This is a genomic window from Noviherbaspirillum pedocola (genome assembly GCF_016632335.1).
GTDB classification, from domain to species: domain Bacteria; phylum Pseudomonadota; class Gammaproteobacteria; order Burkholderiales; family Burkholderiaceae_D; genus Noviherbaspirillum_A; species Noviherbaspirillum_A pedocola.
In genome coordinates this window covers 1114282-1132685 of record NZ_JAEPBG010000001.1, presented here as the reverse complement: position 1 = coordinate 1132685, position 18404 = coordinate 1114282, and the positions used below count along the sequence as shown (strand labels likewise).

The 18404-nt window shown below is 64.5% G+C and carries 14 protein-coding genes; 8 read left to right on the top strand and 6 right to left on the bottom strand.

The genetic code is table 11. The annotated features are described in order from the left end of the window. On the bottom strand, window positions 1–739 hold a 739-nt coding region (locus JJB74_RS05145; protein ID WP_200590783.1), incomplete at its 3' end, for an MCP four helix bundle domain-containing protein. Window positions 740–915: 176 nt separating this feature from the next. After that, window positions 916–2463: a methyl-accepting chemotaxis protein gene (locus JJB74_RS05140; protein ID WP_200590693.1), complete on the bottom strand. Its 1548-nt coding sequence runs from the start codon at window positions 2461–2463 to the stop codon at window positions 916–918. Between the two features lie 160 nt (window positions 2464–2623). Here JJB74_RS05140 and JJB74_RS05135 point away from each other — a divergent pair, with 160 nt between their 5' ends. After that, window positions 2624–3265, top strand: coding sequence for a tRNA-uridine aminocarboxypropyltransferase (locus tag JJB74_RS05135; RefSeq protein WP_200590692.1), 642 nt, complete (start codon window positions 2624–2626; stop codon window positions 3263–3265). Window positions 3266–3384: 119 nt separating this feature from the next. Here the strand turns inward: JJB74_RS05135 and JJB74_RS05130 are convergent, their stop codons facing one another. Beyond that, a complete protein-coding gene (locus tag JJB74_RS05130; protein WP_200590691.1) occupies window positions 3385–4971 on the bottom strand; it encodes a glucan biosynthesis protein in 1587 nt (528 codons plus the stop codon). Between the two features lie 263 nt (window positions 4972–5234). Here JJB74_RS05130 and JJB74_RS05125 point away from each other — a divergent pair, with 263 nt between their 5' ends. Further along, window positions 5235–7814 (top strand): EAL domain-containing protein, encoded by a 2580-nt coding sequence (locus tag JJB74_RS05125; RefSeq protein ID WP_200590690.1) that lies wholly within the window; start codon window positions 5235–5237, stop codon window positions 7812–7814. A gap of 17 nt (window positions 7815–7831) precedes the next feature. Then, a complete protein-coding gene (locus tag JJB74_RS05120) occupies window positions 7832–8941 on the top strand; it encodes an alkaline phosphatase (RefSeq protein ID WP_200590689.1) in 1110 nt (369 codons plus the stop codon). A gap of 175 nt (window positions 8942–9116) precedes the next feature. Here JJB74_RS05120 and JJB74_RS05115 read toward each other — a convergent pair whose 3' ends face one another. Then, entirely contained in the window at window positions 9117–9725 is a 609-nt protein-coding gene (locus JJB74_RS05115) for a Crp/Fnr family transcriptional regulator (protein ID WP_200590688.1), read from the bottom strand. A gap of 369 nt (window positions 9726–10094) precedes the next feature. Between JJB74_RS05115 and frc the strand changes: the two genes are divergently transcribed. The 5 genes from frc to JJB74_RS05090 all read left to right on the top strand — a co-directional run bounded on the left by frc (window position 10095) and on the right by JJB74_RS05090 (window position 17382). Beyond that, entirely contained in the window at window positions 10095–11345 is a 1251-nt protein-coding gene (gene frc / locus JJB74_RS05110) for a formyl-CoA transferase (RefSeq protein ID WP_200590687.1), read from the top strand. 117 nt (window positions 11346–11462) lie between these two features. Continuing rightward, the gene (locus JJB74_RS05105) at window positions 11463–13172 is read left to right on the top strand and encodes an NAD(P)H-dependent oxidoreductase subunit E (RefSeq protein ID WP_200590686.1); all 1710 of its coding nucleotides are present in this window, start codon (window positions 11463–11465) and stop codon (window positions 13170–13172) included. Then, the gene (gene fdhF, locus JJB74_RS05100; protein WP_200590685.1) at window positions 13169–16033 is read left to right on the top strand and encodes a formate dehydrogenase subunit alpha; all 2865 of its coding nucleotides are present in this window, start codon (window positions 13169–13171) and stop codon (window positions 16031–16033) included. The genes JJB74_RS05105 and fdhF overlap by 4 nt, the downstream gene beginning before the upstream one ends. 131 nt (window positions 16034–16164) lie before the next feature. Further along, complete coding sequence (locus tag JJB74_RS05095) at window positions 16165–17130, top strand: histone deacetylase family protein (protein ID WP_234483760.1); 966 nt, start codon at window positions 16165–16167, stop codon at window positions 17128–17130. 45 nt (window positions 17131–17175) lie between these two features. Further along, the gene (locus tag JJB74_RS05090) at window positions 17176–17382 is read left to right on the top strand and encodes a hypothetical protein (RefSeq protein WP_200590684.1); all 207 of its coding nucleotides are present in this window, start codon (window positions 17176–17178) and stop codon (window positions 17380–17382) included. Between the two features lie 37 nt (window positions 17383–17419). Here the strand turns inward: JJB74_RS05090 and JJB74_RS33880 are convergent, their stop codons facing one another. Continuing rightward, the gene (locus tag JJB74_RS33880; RefSeq protein ID WP_200590683.1) at window positions 17420–17806 is read right to left on the bottom strand and encodes a type II toxin-antitoxin system Phd/YefM family antitoxin; all 387 of its coding nucleotides are present in this window, start codon (window positions 17804–17806) and stop codon (window positions 17420–17422) included. A 94-nt stretch (window positions 17807–17900) separates the two neighbouring features. Beyond that, a complete protein-coding gene (locus tag JJB74_RS05080; protein ID WP_200590682.1) occupies window positions 17901–18332 on the bottom strand; it encodes a PAS domain-containing protein in 432 nt (143 codons plus the stop codon). Between the last annotated feature and the right edge of the window lie 72 nt (window positions 18333–18404).

The window sequence follows — 18404 nt, the reverse complement described above, 5'->3', positions numbered from 1 at the left end:
CGATTTCATCGCGGCTGCTGGAGCGGATGTCGGCGGACAGATCGCCGGCGGCCACGCGCTCGGCGGCCGCGACGGCATCGGTGAGCGGGCGGGTGATGCTGCGGGCGATCAGCAGCGAGCACAGCGCCCCAAGCGCCAGCACGAGCACGGCGAACACACCCTGCAGCATCAGGCCGCGTTGCGCCGCTTCCGCAATCTGCTTCGACAGCGCATCGATCGCGCTGCGTTGAAACGTCAGCAAATCCTTCATGCTGTCTTCATAACGTTTCGCCTGCGGCGTGAACTCCTGCTCCAGAACGCGCAGGGCTGCTTCCTGATTACCGGCGGCCTTTTCCTTGACTGCCACCTCGCGCAAGGCGATGTATTTCTTCCGGTTCGCGCTCAGCTTGTCATACAGGGCCTTTTCCGCATCGCTCTCCAGCAACGGTTCAATCTGCTTCTGGATGTCCGAAATGGCTTTCGTGGTGTAGACGATATCGTCGGCGAAGAAATTGGTAAGCGACGCATCCGAGCTGCGCGCAATCGCCATCGTGCGGCGGATCGTCGAACTGGTCAGGCGCGCCCAATCGGAAGCAAGCCTTTCCTTCGCCAGCGGCCTTTCCATCATCAGCCGGGCATCCTCGGCCATGGCATGCAACTGCCACATGCCGAAACCGGCGGAAACGACGGAAAGCAGAAGAATCAGTGCAAAGCTGGCCGCGAGTCGGTTGCCAATACGCAGCTTGGTCAGGGCATTCATGGTACGGGATGTCTCCTTGGAAGAATTGTTATGAACCCGGGAATGGCAGGATGGAATTGTCTTATGGAAATTATGTGCTTACGCTAACACAATTATATTGATTTCGAGCAATTCAACCGTTTTTCGCGCATGTTTTAAATGTCCGGGCATGGCAAGCTGCCATGCCCGGAATGCATTCAGGCCAGGCGGAAGCTGGAAACGAGGCGGGCCAGCGCGGCGGCTTGTTCCTGCAGGCTGCCGGCGGCAGCGGCAGCTTGTTCGACCAGCGCGGCATTCTGCTGCGTGACCGCGTCCATCTGCGTGACCGCGCCATTGACCTGCTCGATGCCTGCGCTCTGCTCGCTGCTGGCCGCGGTGATCTCGGCCATGATGTCCGTCACCCGGCGCACGCTCTGCACCACTTCCTCAATCGTCGCGCCCGCCTGGTTCACCAGCTGGCTGCCGGTATCGACCTTGGCCACCGAGTCACTGATCAATGCCTTGATCTCATGCGCGGCCGACGCCGAGCGTTGCGCCAGGCTGCGCACTTCGGACGCCACCACCGCAAAGCCGCGACCCTGCTCGCCGGCGCGGGCGGCTTCGACCGCGGCGTTCAGCGCCAGGATATTGGTCTGGAAGGCGATGCCATCGATGGTGCCGATGATGTCGGCGATGCGGCGCGAGGCGGCATCGATATCGTTCATCGTGGCCACTACCTGCGACACCACCGCACCGCCGCGTTCGGCGACTTCCGAGGCGGCCAGGGCCAGACCATTGGCCTGGCGGGCATTGTCGGCGTTCTGCCTGACGGTGGAGGTCAGTTCTTCCATCGAGGAAGCGGTTTCTTCCAGCGACGAGGCTTGCTGCTCGGTGCGGGCGGACAGGTCCATGTTGCCGGTAGCGATCTCGGTGGAGCCGGCGGCAATGGCTTCGGCGCCGTCGCGCACCTGGGCGACGGTGCTGCGCAGGTTGGCGCTCATGGCGCCGAGGGCGGTGAGCAGGGCGCCGATTTCATCGCGGCTGCTGGAGCGGATGTCGGCGGACAGATCGCCGGCGGCCACGCGCTCGGCGGCCGCGACGGCATCGGTGAGCGGGCGGGTGATGCTGCGGGCGATCAGCAGCGAGCACAGCGCGCCCAGCGCCAGCACGAGCACGGCGAACACGCCCTGCAGCATCAGGCCGCGTTGCGCCGCTTCCGCAATCTGCTTAGACAGTGCATCGATCGCACCGCGCTCATAGCCAACCAATTCCTTCATGCCGTCCTCGTACTGTTTCGACAAGGGCAGATATTCCTGTTCCAGGATGCGCAGCGATTCGGCTGCATGACCTTCCTTTTTCGCCTTCACTGTCGCATCACGTGCCACGGTGTATTTCTTGCGTGCCTCGCTGACCCGGGTGAACAGCGCTTTTTCGGCGTCGCTTTCCAGCAGCGCTTCGAAGGCTTTCTGGATTTCGGTCGAGCTTTTCGCCGTGTAGGCAATGTCTTCCGCGAAGAAAGCCGGCAGCGAATCGTCAGTGCTTTTCGCGATCGCCGAAGTGCGGCGGATTGCCGAACTGGTATTGCGCGCCCAATCGGCCGCCATGCGCTCCTTGGCCAAGGGCTTCTCCATCATCAGGCGGGTTTTTTCCGACATCGCGCGCAATTGCCACATGCCGAAACCGGCGGAAACGAGGGAAAGCAGCAGCACGATGGCAAAGCCGGCGGCAAGCCGATTGCCGATGCGCAGGGAGGTGAGAAAGTTCATGAGGCTTCTTTTAGGTAGTGAAAACTGTCAACAATGTGTCATCGGTAACGGAGCTTTCAGGAAAACCTTTAGCGCGTATTCGCGCTGACCAGCCCCACGATGCCGGCCGCCTTGCCACCGGCGCGGCGTTTCACCGGCAGACACGGTATGCTCCGCGCCCATGATTCCTTCCCGAAGCGCGACGCGCACGCTATGCGCAAGCTGTGGCCTGCCGCCACGCAGTTGCATCTGCCCATGGGCAGTGCCTATCCGGAATCGGGTCGAGGTGCTGGTGCTGCAGCATCCGCTGGAGGTGGAAAACGCGAAGAACAGCGTGCGCCTGATGCGCTTGTGTCTGGCGAAAAGCCGCCTGGCCGTTGGTGAAGGTTTCGCACCGGAGGAACTCGAGGCGCTGTTGCGCCAGCCGGCACCGGGCACCGAATCTGGCGAGGCGCCGCAAGCGCTGTTGTTGTATCCGGAAACGCCGGGTCTGGCGCCGTCGCCGGAGCGCATCGCGCTGCCGTCGGACCCTGAGCGGCTGCGCTTGGTGGTGCTGGACGGCACCTGGCGCAAGAGCCGACGCCTGTTCGACGCCAACCCGGCGCTGGCCGCGCTGCCGCGCCTGGCGCTGGCGGATCCGCCGCCTTCGCGTTACCGCATCCGCCGGGCCAGGCGCGCCGACCAGCTTTCCACGCTGGAGGCGGTATGCCATGCGCTGGCGCTGCTGGAGGGGGACAGGGAGCGTTATGCGCCGCTGCTGGCAGCGTTCGATGCGTTCATCGCGCAGCGGCTGGCGTTTGTGCCAGGAGGGCAAGAGCGATAAAACGTGTTTGCGTGGCGGTGCGCCGGTCTTCGTAGGGTGGGCGCCAGCCCACGCGGTTATTCGATCAACGAGCCGCGTGGGCTGGCGCCCACCCTACATGGAAAATGCAGCCAGGCGTCTCAGTCGAGATTGCGTCGTGCCGGCGGCGTCCACTGATACAGCCAGGTTTCCGACAGCGCCTGGCCATCGTTTTCCAGGAACAGTCGCAGATTGATCGGTCCCTTGACCTCGTCCGGCACCTTGAGATCGAACATCGCGCGATAACCGCGGATGCTTTCCAGCGGGCGCGCCGATGTAATCTCGACGCTGCCGGCGCTGGTCGAGATCACCGGCTTCACCTTCGCATTCTTGCCCAGCAGGCCAAGGTCGCCGCCGGCGAAATCCACCGAAAAGCGCCAGGAAAAATACTTGCGCTTTTGCCCGACCACGCCGCCGATGCCGTTGCGACTGGCGACCACCGTGGCCGCGTTCGGCGTATGCGGCATCTTCGTTCCCCAGTACAGCCGGTATGCGAACAGCAATTCCTGTCCCGGCATAGGCCGCGCTTCCGGGTTCCAGAAGGCGACGATGTTGTCGAAGGTTTCATCCGCGGTCGGTATTTCCACCAGCTGCACCGAGCCCTTGCCCCAGCCGGATTTCGGCTCGACCCACAGGCTGGGACGGCGATCGTAGAACACGCCGTCATCCTGGTAATGGTCGAAATCGCGGTCGCGCTGCAGCAGGCCGAAACCGCGCGGATTCGCGTCGCCATAGGCATTGAAACGCAATTGCTCCGGGTTGGTCAGCGGCCGCCAGATCCATTCGCCGGCGCCGGACCACATCGCCAGGCCGTCGCTGTCATGGATTTCCGGCCGCCAGTCGTTGGCCATGCGCCGGTCGTTTTCGCCGGTCTGGTACATGCTGGTCGCCGGCGCGATGCCGAGGCGCTCGATTTCGGCGCGCGGATACAGCGCGCAATCGATGTCCATCACCGTGGCCGCGCCCGGTTCGATCACGAAGCGATAGGCGCCGGCAACGCTGGGCGAATCCAGCAGCGCATACACGGTGAGCCGGTTCGATTTCGCGTCCGGCCGCTCGAGCCAGAATTCACGGAACACCGGGAATTCCTCGGGCCGGCCCATGCCGGTATCGATTGCCAGGCCGCGCGCCGACAGGCCGTATTGCCAGTCGCCGCCGACGGCGCGGAAATAGCTCGCGCCGAGAAAGGCGGTGATGTCGCGCGTCAGGTCGGTGTGGAAGTTCACCCGGAAGCCGGCAAAGCCGAGATCCTTCGGCAGGTCGCTGCCCTTCAGGCCGCTCTTGCCATAGTTGAACATCTGCGGATCGTAGGCAATCTCGCGCGCCTGCCCGGCGACGATTTCATGCATGCGCACCGGCTGCTTGAAGAACAGTCCCAGGTGGAAGAACTTCACCTGGAAACGCAGCTTGTCGTCGGCCCACAGCGCATGCTCGTCGCGGTACTGGATTGCCTGGTACTGGTCCCAATCGAGCCCGGCCACCTTCGCCGGCAGTTTGAAATCCGGGTTTTGATAGGCTTGCGCGGCCATGGCGTGCGCACGGCCCTTGAGCCAGGCAAAGTCGAATGCTTGCGGACCGCCTAGGGTTTTCAGCGTGGCAGCAGCAGCTTCGCCTGCCGCGTATGCCGATGGGGAGAGTTTCGTCAGCGCCAGGGCGGCGGATGCTTTCAGCAGGTCGCGTCGGTGCATGTTGCTCCTTGTAAATAATGGTGTGCTGGAAACTGTCATGGACTCTTTTCAAGGGGCATAACAGCCTCCCAGGCTGCCGCCACTATACAAGAGCTGGCATAGCGACAAGGTCAGCGAAACCTCCCGTTTCGAATTTCCTAAAGGTAACTACAAAATGTAGACTTTATGTTCGGTTATCGGTTTATGATTGGTAAAAATTTCAAATTGGAAGTACGGGAAGCAAGGCCACCTCATCGCCTTGCGGAAGCCGGCAAGAACCAGGAATGAATCACGATAGACAGGACGAGGCGGGCAGGCTTGAAGCATTGCGGTCTTTCGATGTACTGAACACCGAGCCGGAACAAGCCTTCGACGACATCACGCGCTTTGCGGCCAGCGTGTGCGATGCGCCCATGGCGGTCATCACGCTGGTGGATGAAACCCGGCAGTGGTTCAAATCCGCCGTCGGCCTCAATGTGCGGCAGACGGCGCGCTCGATTGCCTTTTGCAATCGCACGATCCAGCAGGAAATGCCGATGATCGTCGCCGACGCGGCCGCCGATCCGAAATTCCACGACAACCCGCTGGTGACCGGCGATCCGCATCTGCGTTTCTATGCCGGTTTTCCGCTGCGCTCCCGCGAAGGCTACGGCCTGGGCGCGCTCGCGGTGCTGGACCGGGTGCCGCGCACGCTGGATGCGCGCCAGATGCAGACCATGCAGATACTCGCCGGCCAGGTCATGGCGCTGCTCGAACTGCGCCGCCAGCGCCGCGACCTGGGCCAGCTGCTCGAAGAGCGCGACCGGATGAACGACGTGCTGCGCAATCAGGCGCACAGTCTGCAGGATGCGCAGCGCATCGCCGGCATGGGCGGCTGGGAACTCGATGCCGGCTCGCGCAAGCTGCGCTGTTCGGAAGAGCTGTACAGCCTGCTCGATTTGCCGCCGCGCGCCGCCGAGGATTTGCCGAGCCTGTTACGCCTGGTGCCGCCCAGCGACCGCCGCCGCGTCGCCGCCGCGATCGATTGCGCGCTGCAGGGAGCCGCGCTCGACATCGAACATCGCATCCGCCTGCCCGACGGCTCGCAGCGCAGCGTGCGCCAGCGCGCGGAAATGCGCGTGCGCGACGGCGGCCACCGGGTGCTGGTCGGCACGATGCAGGACATCACCGAACAGCACGCCTCCCAAGGCACACTGCGCCTGCTGCACGACTGCATCTCGCGCATCAAGGACGCGATCATGATTACCGAGGCGAGCGAATTGGCCGAGCCCGGTCCGCGCATCCTGTTCGTCAACGAAGCCTTCGAGCGCATCACCGGCTATGCCGCCGCCGAAGTCATCGGCCGCTCGCCGCGCATGCTGCAGGGCCCGAAAACCGACAGGCAGCAGTTGCGGCGCATCGGCGAAGCGCTGGACCACTGCGAGCCGGTCACGGCCGAGCTGCTCAACTATGCCCGCGACGGTTCGACCTTCTGGGTGGAGTGCACGATTTCACCGGTGACCGACCAAAGCGGCGCGATCAGCTATTTCGTCGCGGTGCAGCGCGACATCACCGAGCGCAAGCGCGCCGAGGCCGAGATCGAGCGCCTGGCGTTCTATGACTCGCTGACAGCTCTGCCGAACCGACGTCTGCTGATGGACCGGCTGCAGCAATCGCTGGAAGCGGCGCGCCGCAGCGGCATGGTCGGCGCGCTGATCTTCCTCGATGTCGACAATTTCAAGACCCTGAACGACACCCTTGGGCACGACAAGGGCGATCTGCTGCTGCAGCAGATCGCGCGGCGCATCGAATCCTGCGTGCGCCGCTGCAATACCGTGGCGCGGCTGGGCGGCGACGAATTCGTGATCCTGCTCGAAGACCTCGGCCGCGATGCCGAGACCGGGGCCGCGCATGCCGAGGTGGTGATTGAAAAAATCCTGGAAGCCTTCCGCGCCGATTTCGTCCTGGGCGCCGATCGTTACCACTGCACGCCGAGCATGGGCGTGGCCCTGTTCGACCGCGAACATGGCGATGTCGACGACCTGTTCAAGCGCGCCGACCTGGCGATGTACCAGGCCAAGGCCGCCGGCCGCAACACCGCCTGCTTCTTCGATCCGGCGATGCAATCGGCCATCAATGCGCGCGTGGCGCTGGAGCGCGAGATCCGCGAAGCGCTCGCCCGCGGCGAATTCCTGCTGTACTACCAGCCGCAGACCGATAGCGCCGGCAATACCATCGGCATGGAAGCGCTGGTGCGCTGGCGCCATCCGCAGCGCGGCCTGGTCAGTCCGGATTACTTCATCCGGCTGGCCGAGGAAACCGGCCTGATTTTGCCGCTCGGATTGTGGGTGCTGGAATCGGCCTGCCGCCAGCTCAGGGAATGGGGAGGACAGCGCGGTGGCGGCAACTGGCCGGTGTCGGTCAATGTCAGCGCCAGCCAGTTCCGTCACCCGCAATTCGTCGAACTGGTGCTGAAGGTGGTGCGCGACAGCGGCATCGATCCGCGGCGCCTGAAGCTGGAGCTGACCGAGAGCGTGCTGGTGGAAAACCCCGAGGAAACCATCGCCAAGATGGCGCGGCTGCGCGAAGCCGGCGTCGGCTTTTCGCTGGACGACTTCGGCACCGGCTACTCTTCGCTGTCGTATCTGAAGCGCCTGCCGCTGGACCAGATCAAGATCGACCGCAGCTTCGTGCGCGACGTGCTGACCGATCCGAACGACGCCGCGATCGCCCGCACCATCCTCGCGCTGGGCCAGATTCTTGGCCTGCAGGTGGTGGCCGAGGGCGTGGAAAGCGGCGCGCAGCGCGATTTCCTGGAATCACTCGGCTGCCACGCCTACCAGGGTTATTTCTTCAGCCATCCGATGCCGCCGGAGCGGATGTAGTGCGGGCGCTTTGCCCCATGTTGCGCGGCGTTGCCTGGCTGGCGGCGGTTTGCCTGGCGGGCTGCGCCGGCGGCGTGGCGCGCACGGACGAGGTCGCGCCGGCCAAGCCGAACGCAGCCGAGGCGACGCGGCTGGTGCTGCTGGTGGGCACCGGCCTGGATGCCAAGACGCTGGCTGCGGCGCGCGCCGCAGCCGGGCGGGAAGGGCGGACGCTGGCCATCGACAGCATGCCGGCGCGGACCGCCATCGCGCCCGAGGCTGACCGCGCCGCGATGTTCCTCCCGCTGATGAGCGCAGTGCCGCATGCCGGCGCGGTCGCCGCTATGGAATGCGGCGCAGGAGCGTCCGTGCCGCCAAACTTCGTCGCGCGCGCGCGCTCGCGCGGCCTGGCCGCTGGCATCATCACCACCGCGCGCCTTACCGGAGCGGTCCTGGCATCGACCTATGCGCCTGCCTGTGCGACGGACGACGAAAATGCACTCGCCGCGATGCTCGTGCCCGGCGGCCCCGGCTACAACCCGGCGCTGGGCCCCGAAGGACTGGACCTGGCGCTCGGCGGCGGCCGGTTGTTCTTCCTGCCGTCGGCGCTGGGCGGCAAGCGCGAGGACGGCCGCAGGCTGCTCGACGAGTTGGCAACGCGCGACTTCCGCATCATTGAAAACATCGCCGGATTCCGCGCGCTGGATGCGGCTTTGCCGCGGCGGGTATTCGGACTCTTCGCCTGGGACAGCGTAAGCGACGAAGCTGACCGCGACGCCTCCGCCGAGCCCAGCCTGGCGCAGATGACCGTGAAGGCAATGGCGCTGCTGGCGCGCAATGCGCGCGGCTTCTTCCTGCTGGTCGAGAGCGGGCAAATCGGCGCGCTGCGGCGCGAAGGGGATGGATTTCGCGCAGCGGTGGAGGCCATCGCGCTGGACGACGCGCTGCGCGGCGCTCGCGCAGCCGCCGAGAGCGACGATCCCGGACTGACGCATACCCTGATCCTGCTGGTCGGCGACGACTTTGCCGCCGCGCTCGGTGCAGGCGCTGACGCGCTTGCCAACGCGCGCGGCTGGGACGCTGTGCATCGTGTCATCGACGGGGAGATGGGACGGTCGGATGCGCCGGCTGCAAAGAACGCGCGCTGATGCGGTTTGTCATTGCGTAGGTTGGGCTGGCAAGCCCAACATCGAGCGCCTGCGGTCCGCTGGCATGTTGGACTTGTCAGTCCAGCCTGCGAGCGAGCCAACATCCGGCGTCCGCAAACCACGAGCATATTGGGCTTCCTTCGTCAGCCCAACCTACGCCTTACTCCCATCCAACTCAAATCTTTCCCTGATTTTTCAACCTGCTCAGCGTTTCTGGCGACAAATTCAGATACGACGCCAATTCCTTCTTCGGCAGCCGCTCGAACAGATCCGTGTGCTTGCGCACAAAGCGGTGCACCCGACCGGGCGCGTTCAGCAGGTGCAGCGTGATCGTGTGCGCCATGATCTCGCTCATCAATTGCATCACCTCGAATTCGAAGGCCTGCTTTACCTGCGAATGGCTTTCGATGTACTTCACCCACTGCGGCAGCTGCAGCTTGGCCACGCGCGACTTCGTCACCGACACGATGCTGTAGGGCGTGGGCGTTTTCAGGCGCCAGGCGGCGTAACTCGTTTCGATATCGCGCTCGGCGGCAAAGCGCAGAATCATTTCCTTGGCCGTCGGGCTGGTCACCACGCGCTTCAAAATGCCGTCCAGCACGAAATACTGCTCCATTTCGTGGATGCCCTGGTGCAGCAGCACGTCGCCCTTGTTGCAGTCAACGATGGTCAGGTAAGGTTCCAGCGCCGCAAGCTCGCTGTCCCGCAGCACTTTCAATACGGTGTTTTGCTTCAGCTGGACCCGGATGATGTTCTTCTCGGGATGTCCCGCAACAGATGTCATGTCTTTTGTATCGTTATAAGTTTGAAACCGAGCATGCTGCGAAAATTGACCCCGGTCAATGAGCAAAACCTGTGCCGGTCGCTATGATGATTTCAAGCCAAGGCAGGTGGTCAGGCAGGTGTAGGGCGCAAGATGGCAGGCACGACGGCGTGAATGATACGACTTTACTGTCAGATCAACATAGTGGTTCAGCGCGTTGGTGCGGAATGCGAACTGCCTCAAGCATCGTTCCGAAAGTCATTACGGATATACAATTCCCGCAAGGCGACAGGTTGCGCCAGGCCGCATCGTCGGCGGAATGCGCCGGAATCGAGCACAGGGCACGCAGGGGCCAATAGCAAAGATAACCATAATCTGCAGGAGACATTGATGACGAAAGCCCTCGAAGGGGTCCGGATCCTGGACTTCACCCATGTGCAGTCCGGCCCGACCTGCACCCAGCTGCTGGCCTGGTTCGGCGCGGACGTGATCAAGGTGGAAAAGACCGGCGAAGGCGATGCCACGCGCGGCCAGCTGCGCGACATCCAGGACGCCGACAGCCTGTACTTCACCATGCTCAACCACAACAAGCGCTCGATCACGCTCGACACCAAGAAGCCGTCCGGCAAGCAGGTGCTCGAGACCCTGATCAAGGAGTGCGACGTGATGGTCGAGAACTTCGCGCCCGGCGCGCTCGACCGCATGGGCTTTACCTGGGAGCGCATCCAGGAACTGAATCCGAAGATGATCGTTGCCTCGGTCAAGGGTTTCGGCCCGGGCCCGTACGAGGATTGCAAGGTGTACGAGAACGTCGCGCAGTGCACCGGCGGCGCAGCCTCGACCACCGGCTTCGATGACGGCCCGCCGATGGTCACCGGCGCGCAGATCGGCGACAGCGGCACCGGCCTGCACCTGGCATTGGGCATCGTCACCGCGCTGTACCAGCGCGAAAAGACCGGCCGCGGCCAGAAGGTATTGGCGGCGATGCAGGATGCGGTGCTGAACCTGTGCCGCGTGAAGTTGCGCGACCAGCAGCGCCTGGAACGCACCGGCGTGATGGAAGAGTATCCGCAGTTCTCGGACGGCAAAGCCTTCGGCGAAGCGGTGCCGCGCGCGGGTAATGCCTCGGGCGGCGGCCAGCCGGGCTGGGTGCTCAGGTGCAAGGGCTGGGAAACCGACCCGAACGCGTACATCTACTTCATCGCCCAGGCGCCGGTATGGGGCGCGATCTGCAAGGTGATCGGCCGCGAAGAGTGGATCACCGACCCGGATTACGCCACGCCGCGCGCGCGACTGCCGCGCCTGAAGTCCATCTTCGCGACGATCGAGGAATGGACCATGACCAAGACCAAGTTCGAGGCGATGGACATCCTGAACGAGTTCGACATTCCGTGCGGCCCGATCCTGTCGATGAAGGAAATCGCCGAAGAGCCGTCGCTGCGCGAGACCGGCACCATCGTCGAGGTCGATCATCCGGTGCGCGGCAAGTACCTGACGGTGGGCAATCCGATCAAGCTGTCCGACAGCCCGACGGATGTGACCCGCTCGCCGCTGTTGGGCGAGCACACCGATGAAGTGCTGGCGCAGCTCGGCTATTCGGCTGAGGCCATCGCCGCGCTGCGCGAAGAGCGCGTGATCTGAATCCGGCCCGGGCCGCCGGCATGTGCCAGCGGTCCGGCCAACTCGCTGGCATGCTGGCGGCCCTGATGGCCGTGGCCGCTGCAGCGAATCAACCCCAGAGCTTTTCCAGGAAATACGATGAACCAGATGATTATTCCGATCGCAGTGCAAGGCGCCACCAAGCAGCGCAAGCGCGAGGCGCCGAAGGGTCGCCAGGTCGATCCCGCGGCGCAGGAAGAAGTGCGCGCACTGCTTGGCGACATGCCGCGCCGGCGCGATCTGCTGATCGAATGCCTGCACCTGATCCAGGATCAATATCACTGCCTGTCCACCCGCCACCTGGTGGCGCTCGCGCACGAGCTGCGCATGGCGCAGGCCGAGGTCTACGAAGTGGCGAGCTTCTACCATCACTTCGACGTGGTGCGCGAAGGCCAGGAAGCGCCGCCGGCATTGACCGTGCGCGTCTGCGAAAGCCTGTCCTGCGAAATGGCCGGCGCGCACGACCTGCTGCACAAGCTGCCCGAAATCCTCGGCACCGACGTGCGCGTGATTCCCGCGCCCTGCGTCGGCCGCTGCGAGCAGGCGCCGGTGGTGGTGGTCGGCCAGAAGCCGATTCCGCATGCGCAATGCGAAACCGTGCAGCAGGCCGTGGAAAAAGGCGAGATTCGCGACGTCCCTCAAGGCTGGCTCGACCATGCCGGCTATCTCGACAATGGCGGCTATGGCCTGCTGCAGCGCTGCGTGTCCGGCGAAGTCGATGTCGAATCGGTGCTGAAGACGATGGAAAACTCGGGCCTGCGCGGCCTGGGCGGCGCGGGTTTCCCGGCCGGCCGCAAGTGGCGCATCGTGAGGAACGAGAAGGGCCCGCGCCTCATGGCGATCAACATCGACGAAGGCGAGCCGGGCACCTTCAAGGACCGCACCTATCTCGAGACCGATCCGCACCGCTTCCTCGAAGGCATGCTGATCGCCGCCTGGGCCGTCGGCATCGAAGACATCTACATCTACCTGCGCGATGAATACCACGGCTGCCGCGAGATCCTGACCCGCGAACTGGCCGCGCTGCAGGCGAATGCGCCGATCGCCAACATGCCGAAGATCGAGCTGCGCCGCGGCGCGGGCGCGTATATCTGCGGCGAAGAGTCGGCGATGATCGAGTCCATCGAAGGCAAGCGCGGCATGCCGCGCCTGCGTCCGCCGTACGTGGCGCAGGTGGGCCTGTTCAACCGCCCGACGCTGGAGCACAACTTCGAAACCCTGTACTGGGTGCGCGACATCCTGGAGAAGGGCGCCGACTGGTTCACCTCGCATGGCCGCAACGGCCGCAAGGGTCTGCGCTCCTATTCGGTGTCCGGCCGCGTGAAGAACCCCGGCGTGAAGCTGGCCCCGGCCGGCGTGACCATCCAGGAACTGATCGATGAATTCTGCGGCGGCATGCAGGATGGCCACAGCTTCTATGCCTACCTGCCCGGCGGCGCCTCAGGCGGCATCCTGCCGGCGACGATGAACAACATCCCGCTGGACTTCGATACGCTGCAACCCCACGGCTGCTTCATCGGCTCGGCCGCGGTGATGGTGCTGTCCGACCAGGACACGGCCGTGGACGCCGCGCGCAACACGATGCGCTTCTTCGCCGATGAATCCTGCGGCCAGTGCACGCCGTGCCGCGTCGGCACCGCGAAAGCGCTGACCCTGATCGAAAAACCCGAATGGGATCTGCCGCTGCTGGCCGACCTGTCGCAAGTGATGCGCGACGCATCGATCTGCGGCCTGGGCCAGGCCGCGCCGAACCCGGTGGACTGCGTGGTCCGCTACTTCCCCCATGAATTGACCGGTACGACCAAATGAATGCCATTACCCGTAATGAAATCGCGCAGCTCGACGCGCCGACGGTCGAGTTCACGCTGAACGGCCATCCCGTCGTTGCCCGCGCCACCGAAACCATCATCGAAGTGGCCGACCGCGAAGGCGTCTCGATTCCGCGCCTGTGCTACAAGGAAGGCCTGGACTGCGCCGGCAACTGCCGCGCCTGCGTCGTCGAAATCAATGGCGAGCGCACGCTGTCGCCGTCCTGCTGCCGCTTCCCGACCCCGGGCATGACCGTCACCACCGACAGCGAGCGCGCACAGCATGCGCAGCGCATGGTGCTGGAACTGCTGCAGTCCGACATGCCGGAAGCCGAGTACACCCGCCACAATGAAGTCGACCAGTGGGCCGAGGAACTCGCAGTGGGCAAGCCGCGCTTCGAGCCGCGCGCACGCGTCGCTCCCGACCTGTCGCATCCGGCGATTGCCGTCAATCTCGACGCCTGCATCCAGTGCACCCGCTGCGTGCGCGCCTGCCGCGACGAGCAGATGAATGACGTCATCGGCCTGGCCCTGCGCGGCAATGCCGAGAAGATCGTCTTCGACATGGACGACCCGATGGGCAATTCCACCTGCGTGTCCTGCGGCGAATGCGTGCAGGCCTGCCCGACCGGCGCGCTGATGCCGGCGCGCGAGGTCGCGCTGACCGTGCCGGACAAGCAGGTCGACTCGGTCTGCCCGTACTGCGGCGTCGGCTGCCAGATGACTTACAACGTCAAGGACAACAAGATCCTGTTCGTCGAAGGTCGCGACGGCCCGGCCAACCATGGCCGCCTGTGCGTCAAGGGCCGCTACGGCTTCGACTATGCGCACCATCCGCATCGCCTCACCGTGCCGCTGATCCGCCGCGCCGACGCGCCCAAGTCCGGCGACTTCACGATGGACCCGACCCGCGTCATGGACGTCTTCCGCGAAGCGACCTGGGAAGAAGCGCTGGAATACGCCGGCGGCAAGCTGGCCGAGATCCGCGACAACTTCGGCAAGAAAGCGCTGGCCGGCTTCGGCTCGGCCAAGGGCAGCAACGAGGAAGCCTATCTGTTCCAGAAGCTGGTGCGCGTGGGCTTCGGCAGCAACAACGTCGACCATTGCACGCGCCTGTGCCATGCATCCTCCGTGGTGGCGCTGCTGGAAGGCATCGGCTCCGGCGCGGTATCGAACCCGGTGATGGACGTGACCAAGGCCGAAGTCGTGATCGTGATCGGCGCGAACCCGACCGTGAACCACCCGGTTGCCGCGACCTGGATCAAGAACGCCGTGGCCAACGGCACCAAGCTGATCGTGATGGATCCGCGTCGTTCCGACCTGGCGCGCCATGCGCACCGCTTCATGCAGTTCAAGCCCGACACCGACGTGGCCATGCTGAACGCGATGATGCACGTCATCGTCGAAGAAGGCCTGGTCGACAAGGACTTCATCGAGAGCCGCACCATCGGCTTTGATGAGCTGCGCGCCAACGTCGCCGAATACACGCCGGAAAAGATGGCGCCGATCTGCGGCATCGACGCGGAAACGCTGCGCTATGTCGCTCGCCTGTACGCGACCTCGAAGGGCTCGATGATCCTGTGGGGCATGGGCGTATCGCAGCACGTGCACGGCACCGACAATGCGCGCTGCCTGATCGCGCTGTCGCTGATGACGGGCCAGATCGGCCGTCCCGGCACCGGCCTGCATCCGCTGCGCGGCCAGAACAATGTGCAGGGCGCGTCCGACGCCGGCCTGATCCCGATGATGTATCCGGACTATCAGCACGTGTCGGACGAGAAGGCGCGCGCCGGCTTCGAGAAGCACTGGAAGCTCGCGCCCGGCACGCTGGATGCCAACCCGGGCCTGACCGTGGTCGAGATCATGGACGCCATCGATGCTGGCACCGTCCGCGGCATGTACATCATGGGCGAGAACCCGGCGATGTCCGATCCGGACGCCAACCACGCCCGCGCCGCGCTGGCCTCGCTCGACCACCTGGTGGTGCAGGACATCTTCCTGACCGAGACGGCGTACCTGGCCGACGTGATCCTGCCGGCCACCGCCTTCGCGGAAAAGACCGGCACCTTCACCAACACCGACCGTCTGGTGCAGATGGGCCGCCAGGCCATCGATCCGCCGGGCCAGGCCAAGCCGGACCTGTGGATCATCCAGGAAATCGCGCGCCGCATGGGCCTGGACTGGCAGTACAAGCATGTGTCGGAAGTGTTCGACGAGATGCGCCATGCGATGCCGAGCATTGCCGGCATCACCTGGGACCGTCTTGAGCGCGACAACGCGGTGATGTACCCGTGCCGCAAGGAAGGCGATCCAGGCGAAGCCGTGGTGTTCGTCGAAGACTTCCCGCGTGAATCCGGCCGCGCCCGCTTCGTGCCGGCCGACGTGATCCCGGCGGCCGAGCGTCCCGACACCGAGTATCCGATGGTGCTGATCACGGGCCGTCAGCTCGAGCACTGGCACACCGGCAGCATGACCCGGCGCGCCTCGATGCTGGACGCGCTCGAGCCGGATCCGGTGGCGCTGGTGCATCCGCTGGACCTGGACGAACTCGGCGGCAAGCCGGGCGACGTGATCACGATCGAGTCGCGTCGCGGCCGTATCACGCTGTATGCACGCGCCGATGCCGGCTCGCCGCGCGGCGCGATCTTCGTGCCCTTCTGCTACTACGAAGCGGCGATCAACCGGCTGACCAATGCGGCGCTGGACCCGTTCGCGAAGATCCCGGAGTTCAAGTATTGCGCCATCAAGGTCAGCGTCGGCGGCGAAGCGCCGGTGCAGACCAGCTACGGCGGCGGCCAGATCCTGGGCGCGGTCGCGGGCGAGCAGGGCGTGGCATTGAAGGAAGCCGCGCTGGCGAAGTAAGACCGTAGGGTGGGCGCAGCCCACGCGGACCGTGCTCCGTTGACGCACACCGCGTGGGTTGCACCCACCCTACAAACCCCGGCGTCGCGCACCCGCGTGGCGCCGTGCCCATCCAAGAGAAAAAGGAGACGATGCCCGCATCCTTCTCGGGCATCCCCATCATGACCACGATCGTCTACACCCATGCAGCCTGCATGGATCACCGCCCGGGCGCTGGCCATCCCGAAGCTCCGGCCCGTCTCACCGCAGTGCTGGACGCGCTGCAAACCCCCGAATTCTCCGCATTGCAATGGCGCGACGCGCCGCGCGGCACGCGCGAGCAGGTCGCCCTGGTGCATCGCCCCGACTTCGTCGACCTGATCATCGACAACGCGCCTACCCAGGGCTATGTCGTGCTCGACGGCGGCGACACCGTGATGTCGCCCGGCTCGCTGGAAGCGGTGATGCGCTGCGTCGGCGCAGCCTGCGCCGGCGTCGACGACGTGATGTCCGGCGCGGCCGACAATGTGTTCTGCGCCACGCGTCCCTGCGGCCATCATGCCGAGCCGAGCCGCGCGATGGGCTTTTGCGTGTTCAACCAGGCGGCGATTGCCGCGGTCCATGCGCAGGAAAAGCATGGCCTGTCGCGCGTGGCGGTGGTGGACTTCGACGTCCATCACGGCAACGGCACCCAAGCCGCTTTCTTTGACAAGCCCGGTCTGTTCTACGCATCGAGCCATCAGTCGCCGTTTTATCCCGGCACCGGCAGCCGCTCGGAGACCGGCGTGGCGCACAACATCGTCAATGTGCCGCTGGCGCGCGGCGCGGATTCCTCCGACTTCCGCGCCGGCAACGAGTCCGACATCCTGCCGGCATTGAAGGCCTTCAACCCCGAGCTGCTGATCATCTCGGCCGGCTTCGATGCGCATCATCTCGATCCGCTGGCCGGACTGAATCTCACCGACGACGACTTCGCCTGGATTACCGAAGAGCTGATGAAGATTGCCGATGCCTGCTGCGGCGGCAAGGTGGTATCCATCCTCGAAGGCGGTTACAGCCTCGAAGGCCTGGCCTCGGGCACGGCCGCGCATTTGCGCGTGATGATGGGCGCGAAATAAGAACACCGGGGCGACCCGGCTCGACAATATTCCAAGGAGACGAACATGGCAGCTTGTCCGAAATGCGGCGGCACCGGCGTGTTGCAGTGCCATCGCTGCAAGGGCACCGGCAAGGTGGAAGAGAGCAATAACGAAGCGCTGATCAATCCCGGCCTCGGCGTGGAGCAGCACCCGGTGCGCTGTCCGTCGTGTCATGGCGTGGGTACCGAAGCCTGCTCGCGCTGCGATGGGTCGGGGGAGGTGCATGTATGAGCGGCACTCCCACCCCTGTCAACATGGTGTGAGCTCTTCACCGGGACTTGGCGGCGCGGCGGCGCTTGATGGCCGACAGCGCGCCATGTGCATCCTTGACCTGCCCCGCAACGACATCCGCGAGGCCGCGGCAGGCGTCTTCCAGTAGAAGCAGGTGACTAGCCTCGTGCTCCTCGTCATCGAGATTGCGTAAGCGCGCTTGTTCCGTTCGCCACCGCCCGATCGATCGGGCAAGTTGCGCCGCGTTTGCAGGAGATTGGAGCAGGTACATCGTTTCGATCAGGCTGTTGTAATGATCGAGTGACATGATCACCGCGTCCGCAGCGTCAGGGCGGGAGATGACGGTGACATCGCCATCCCTGGACACGCGGTCAATGACATCATTCAGCTTGTTGCAGGCTTCGGAGAGATTGACGACATGCATGGCGAGCTCCACGTCGAGAAAATAGCGCGAAAGGGACTTGTCACAATAAGCTGCGCAAGTCTAGTTTCGTCATCCCCCAGGGGCAAGCCCAGGCCTATGACTTCAGCCCGGCTTCCAACTCATTGACCCGCCGCTTCAACTCACGCTCCTCGGCCCAGCGCTGCGTCTCATCGCGCACGACGGCCACGATTGCCGACACCTTCCCATCAGCTGCATGCAGCATCGCGACAGTAAAGGCAATCGACAGCGTGCGCCCGTCCTTGTGCAAGGCCGGCACCCGCAGCAGATCATTGCCATAGCGCGTCTGACCGGTTTCCATGGTCTTGTGATAGCCATCCCAGTGCCGCTGGCGTTGCCGCTCGGGGATGATGATGTCGAGCGACTTGCCCATTGCATCCGCTTCGGTAAAGCCAAAGATGCGAGTCGCGGCGGCATTCCAGTAGATGATGTCGCCGGCGGCGCTGGCCACCACCACGCCTTCGCCTATGCCGTCGACGAGTTGCTTGAAATCGAGATTGCTTTCCATGACTGCGTGCCTCAAGGGATAGCGTGAAAAGAAAAAGCGCCCGGACCTTTGCAGGTGCCGGGCGCCGTTGTA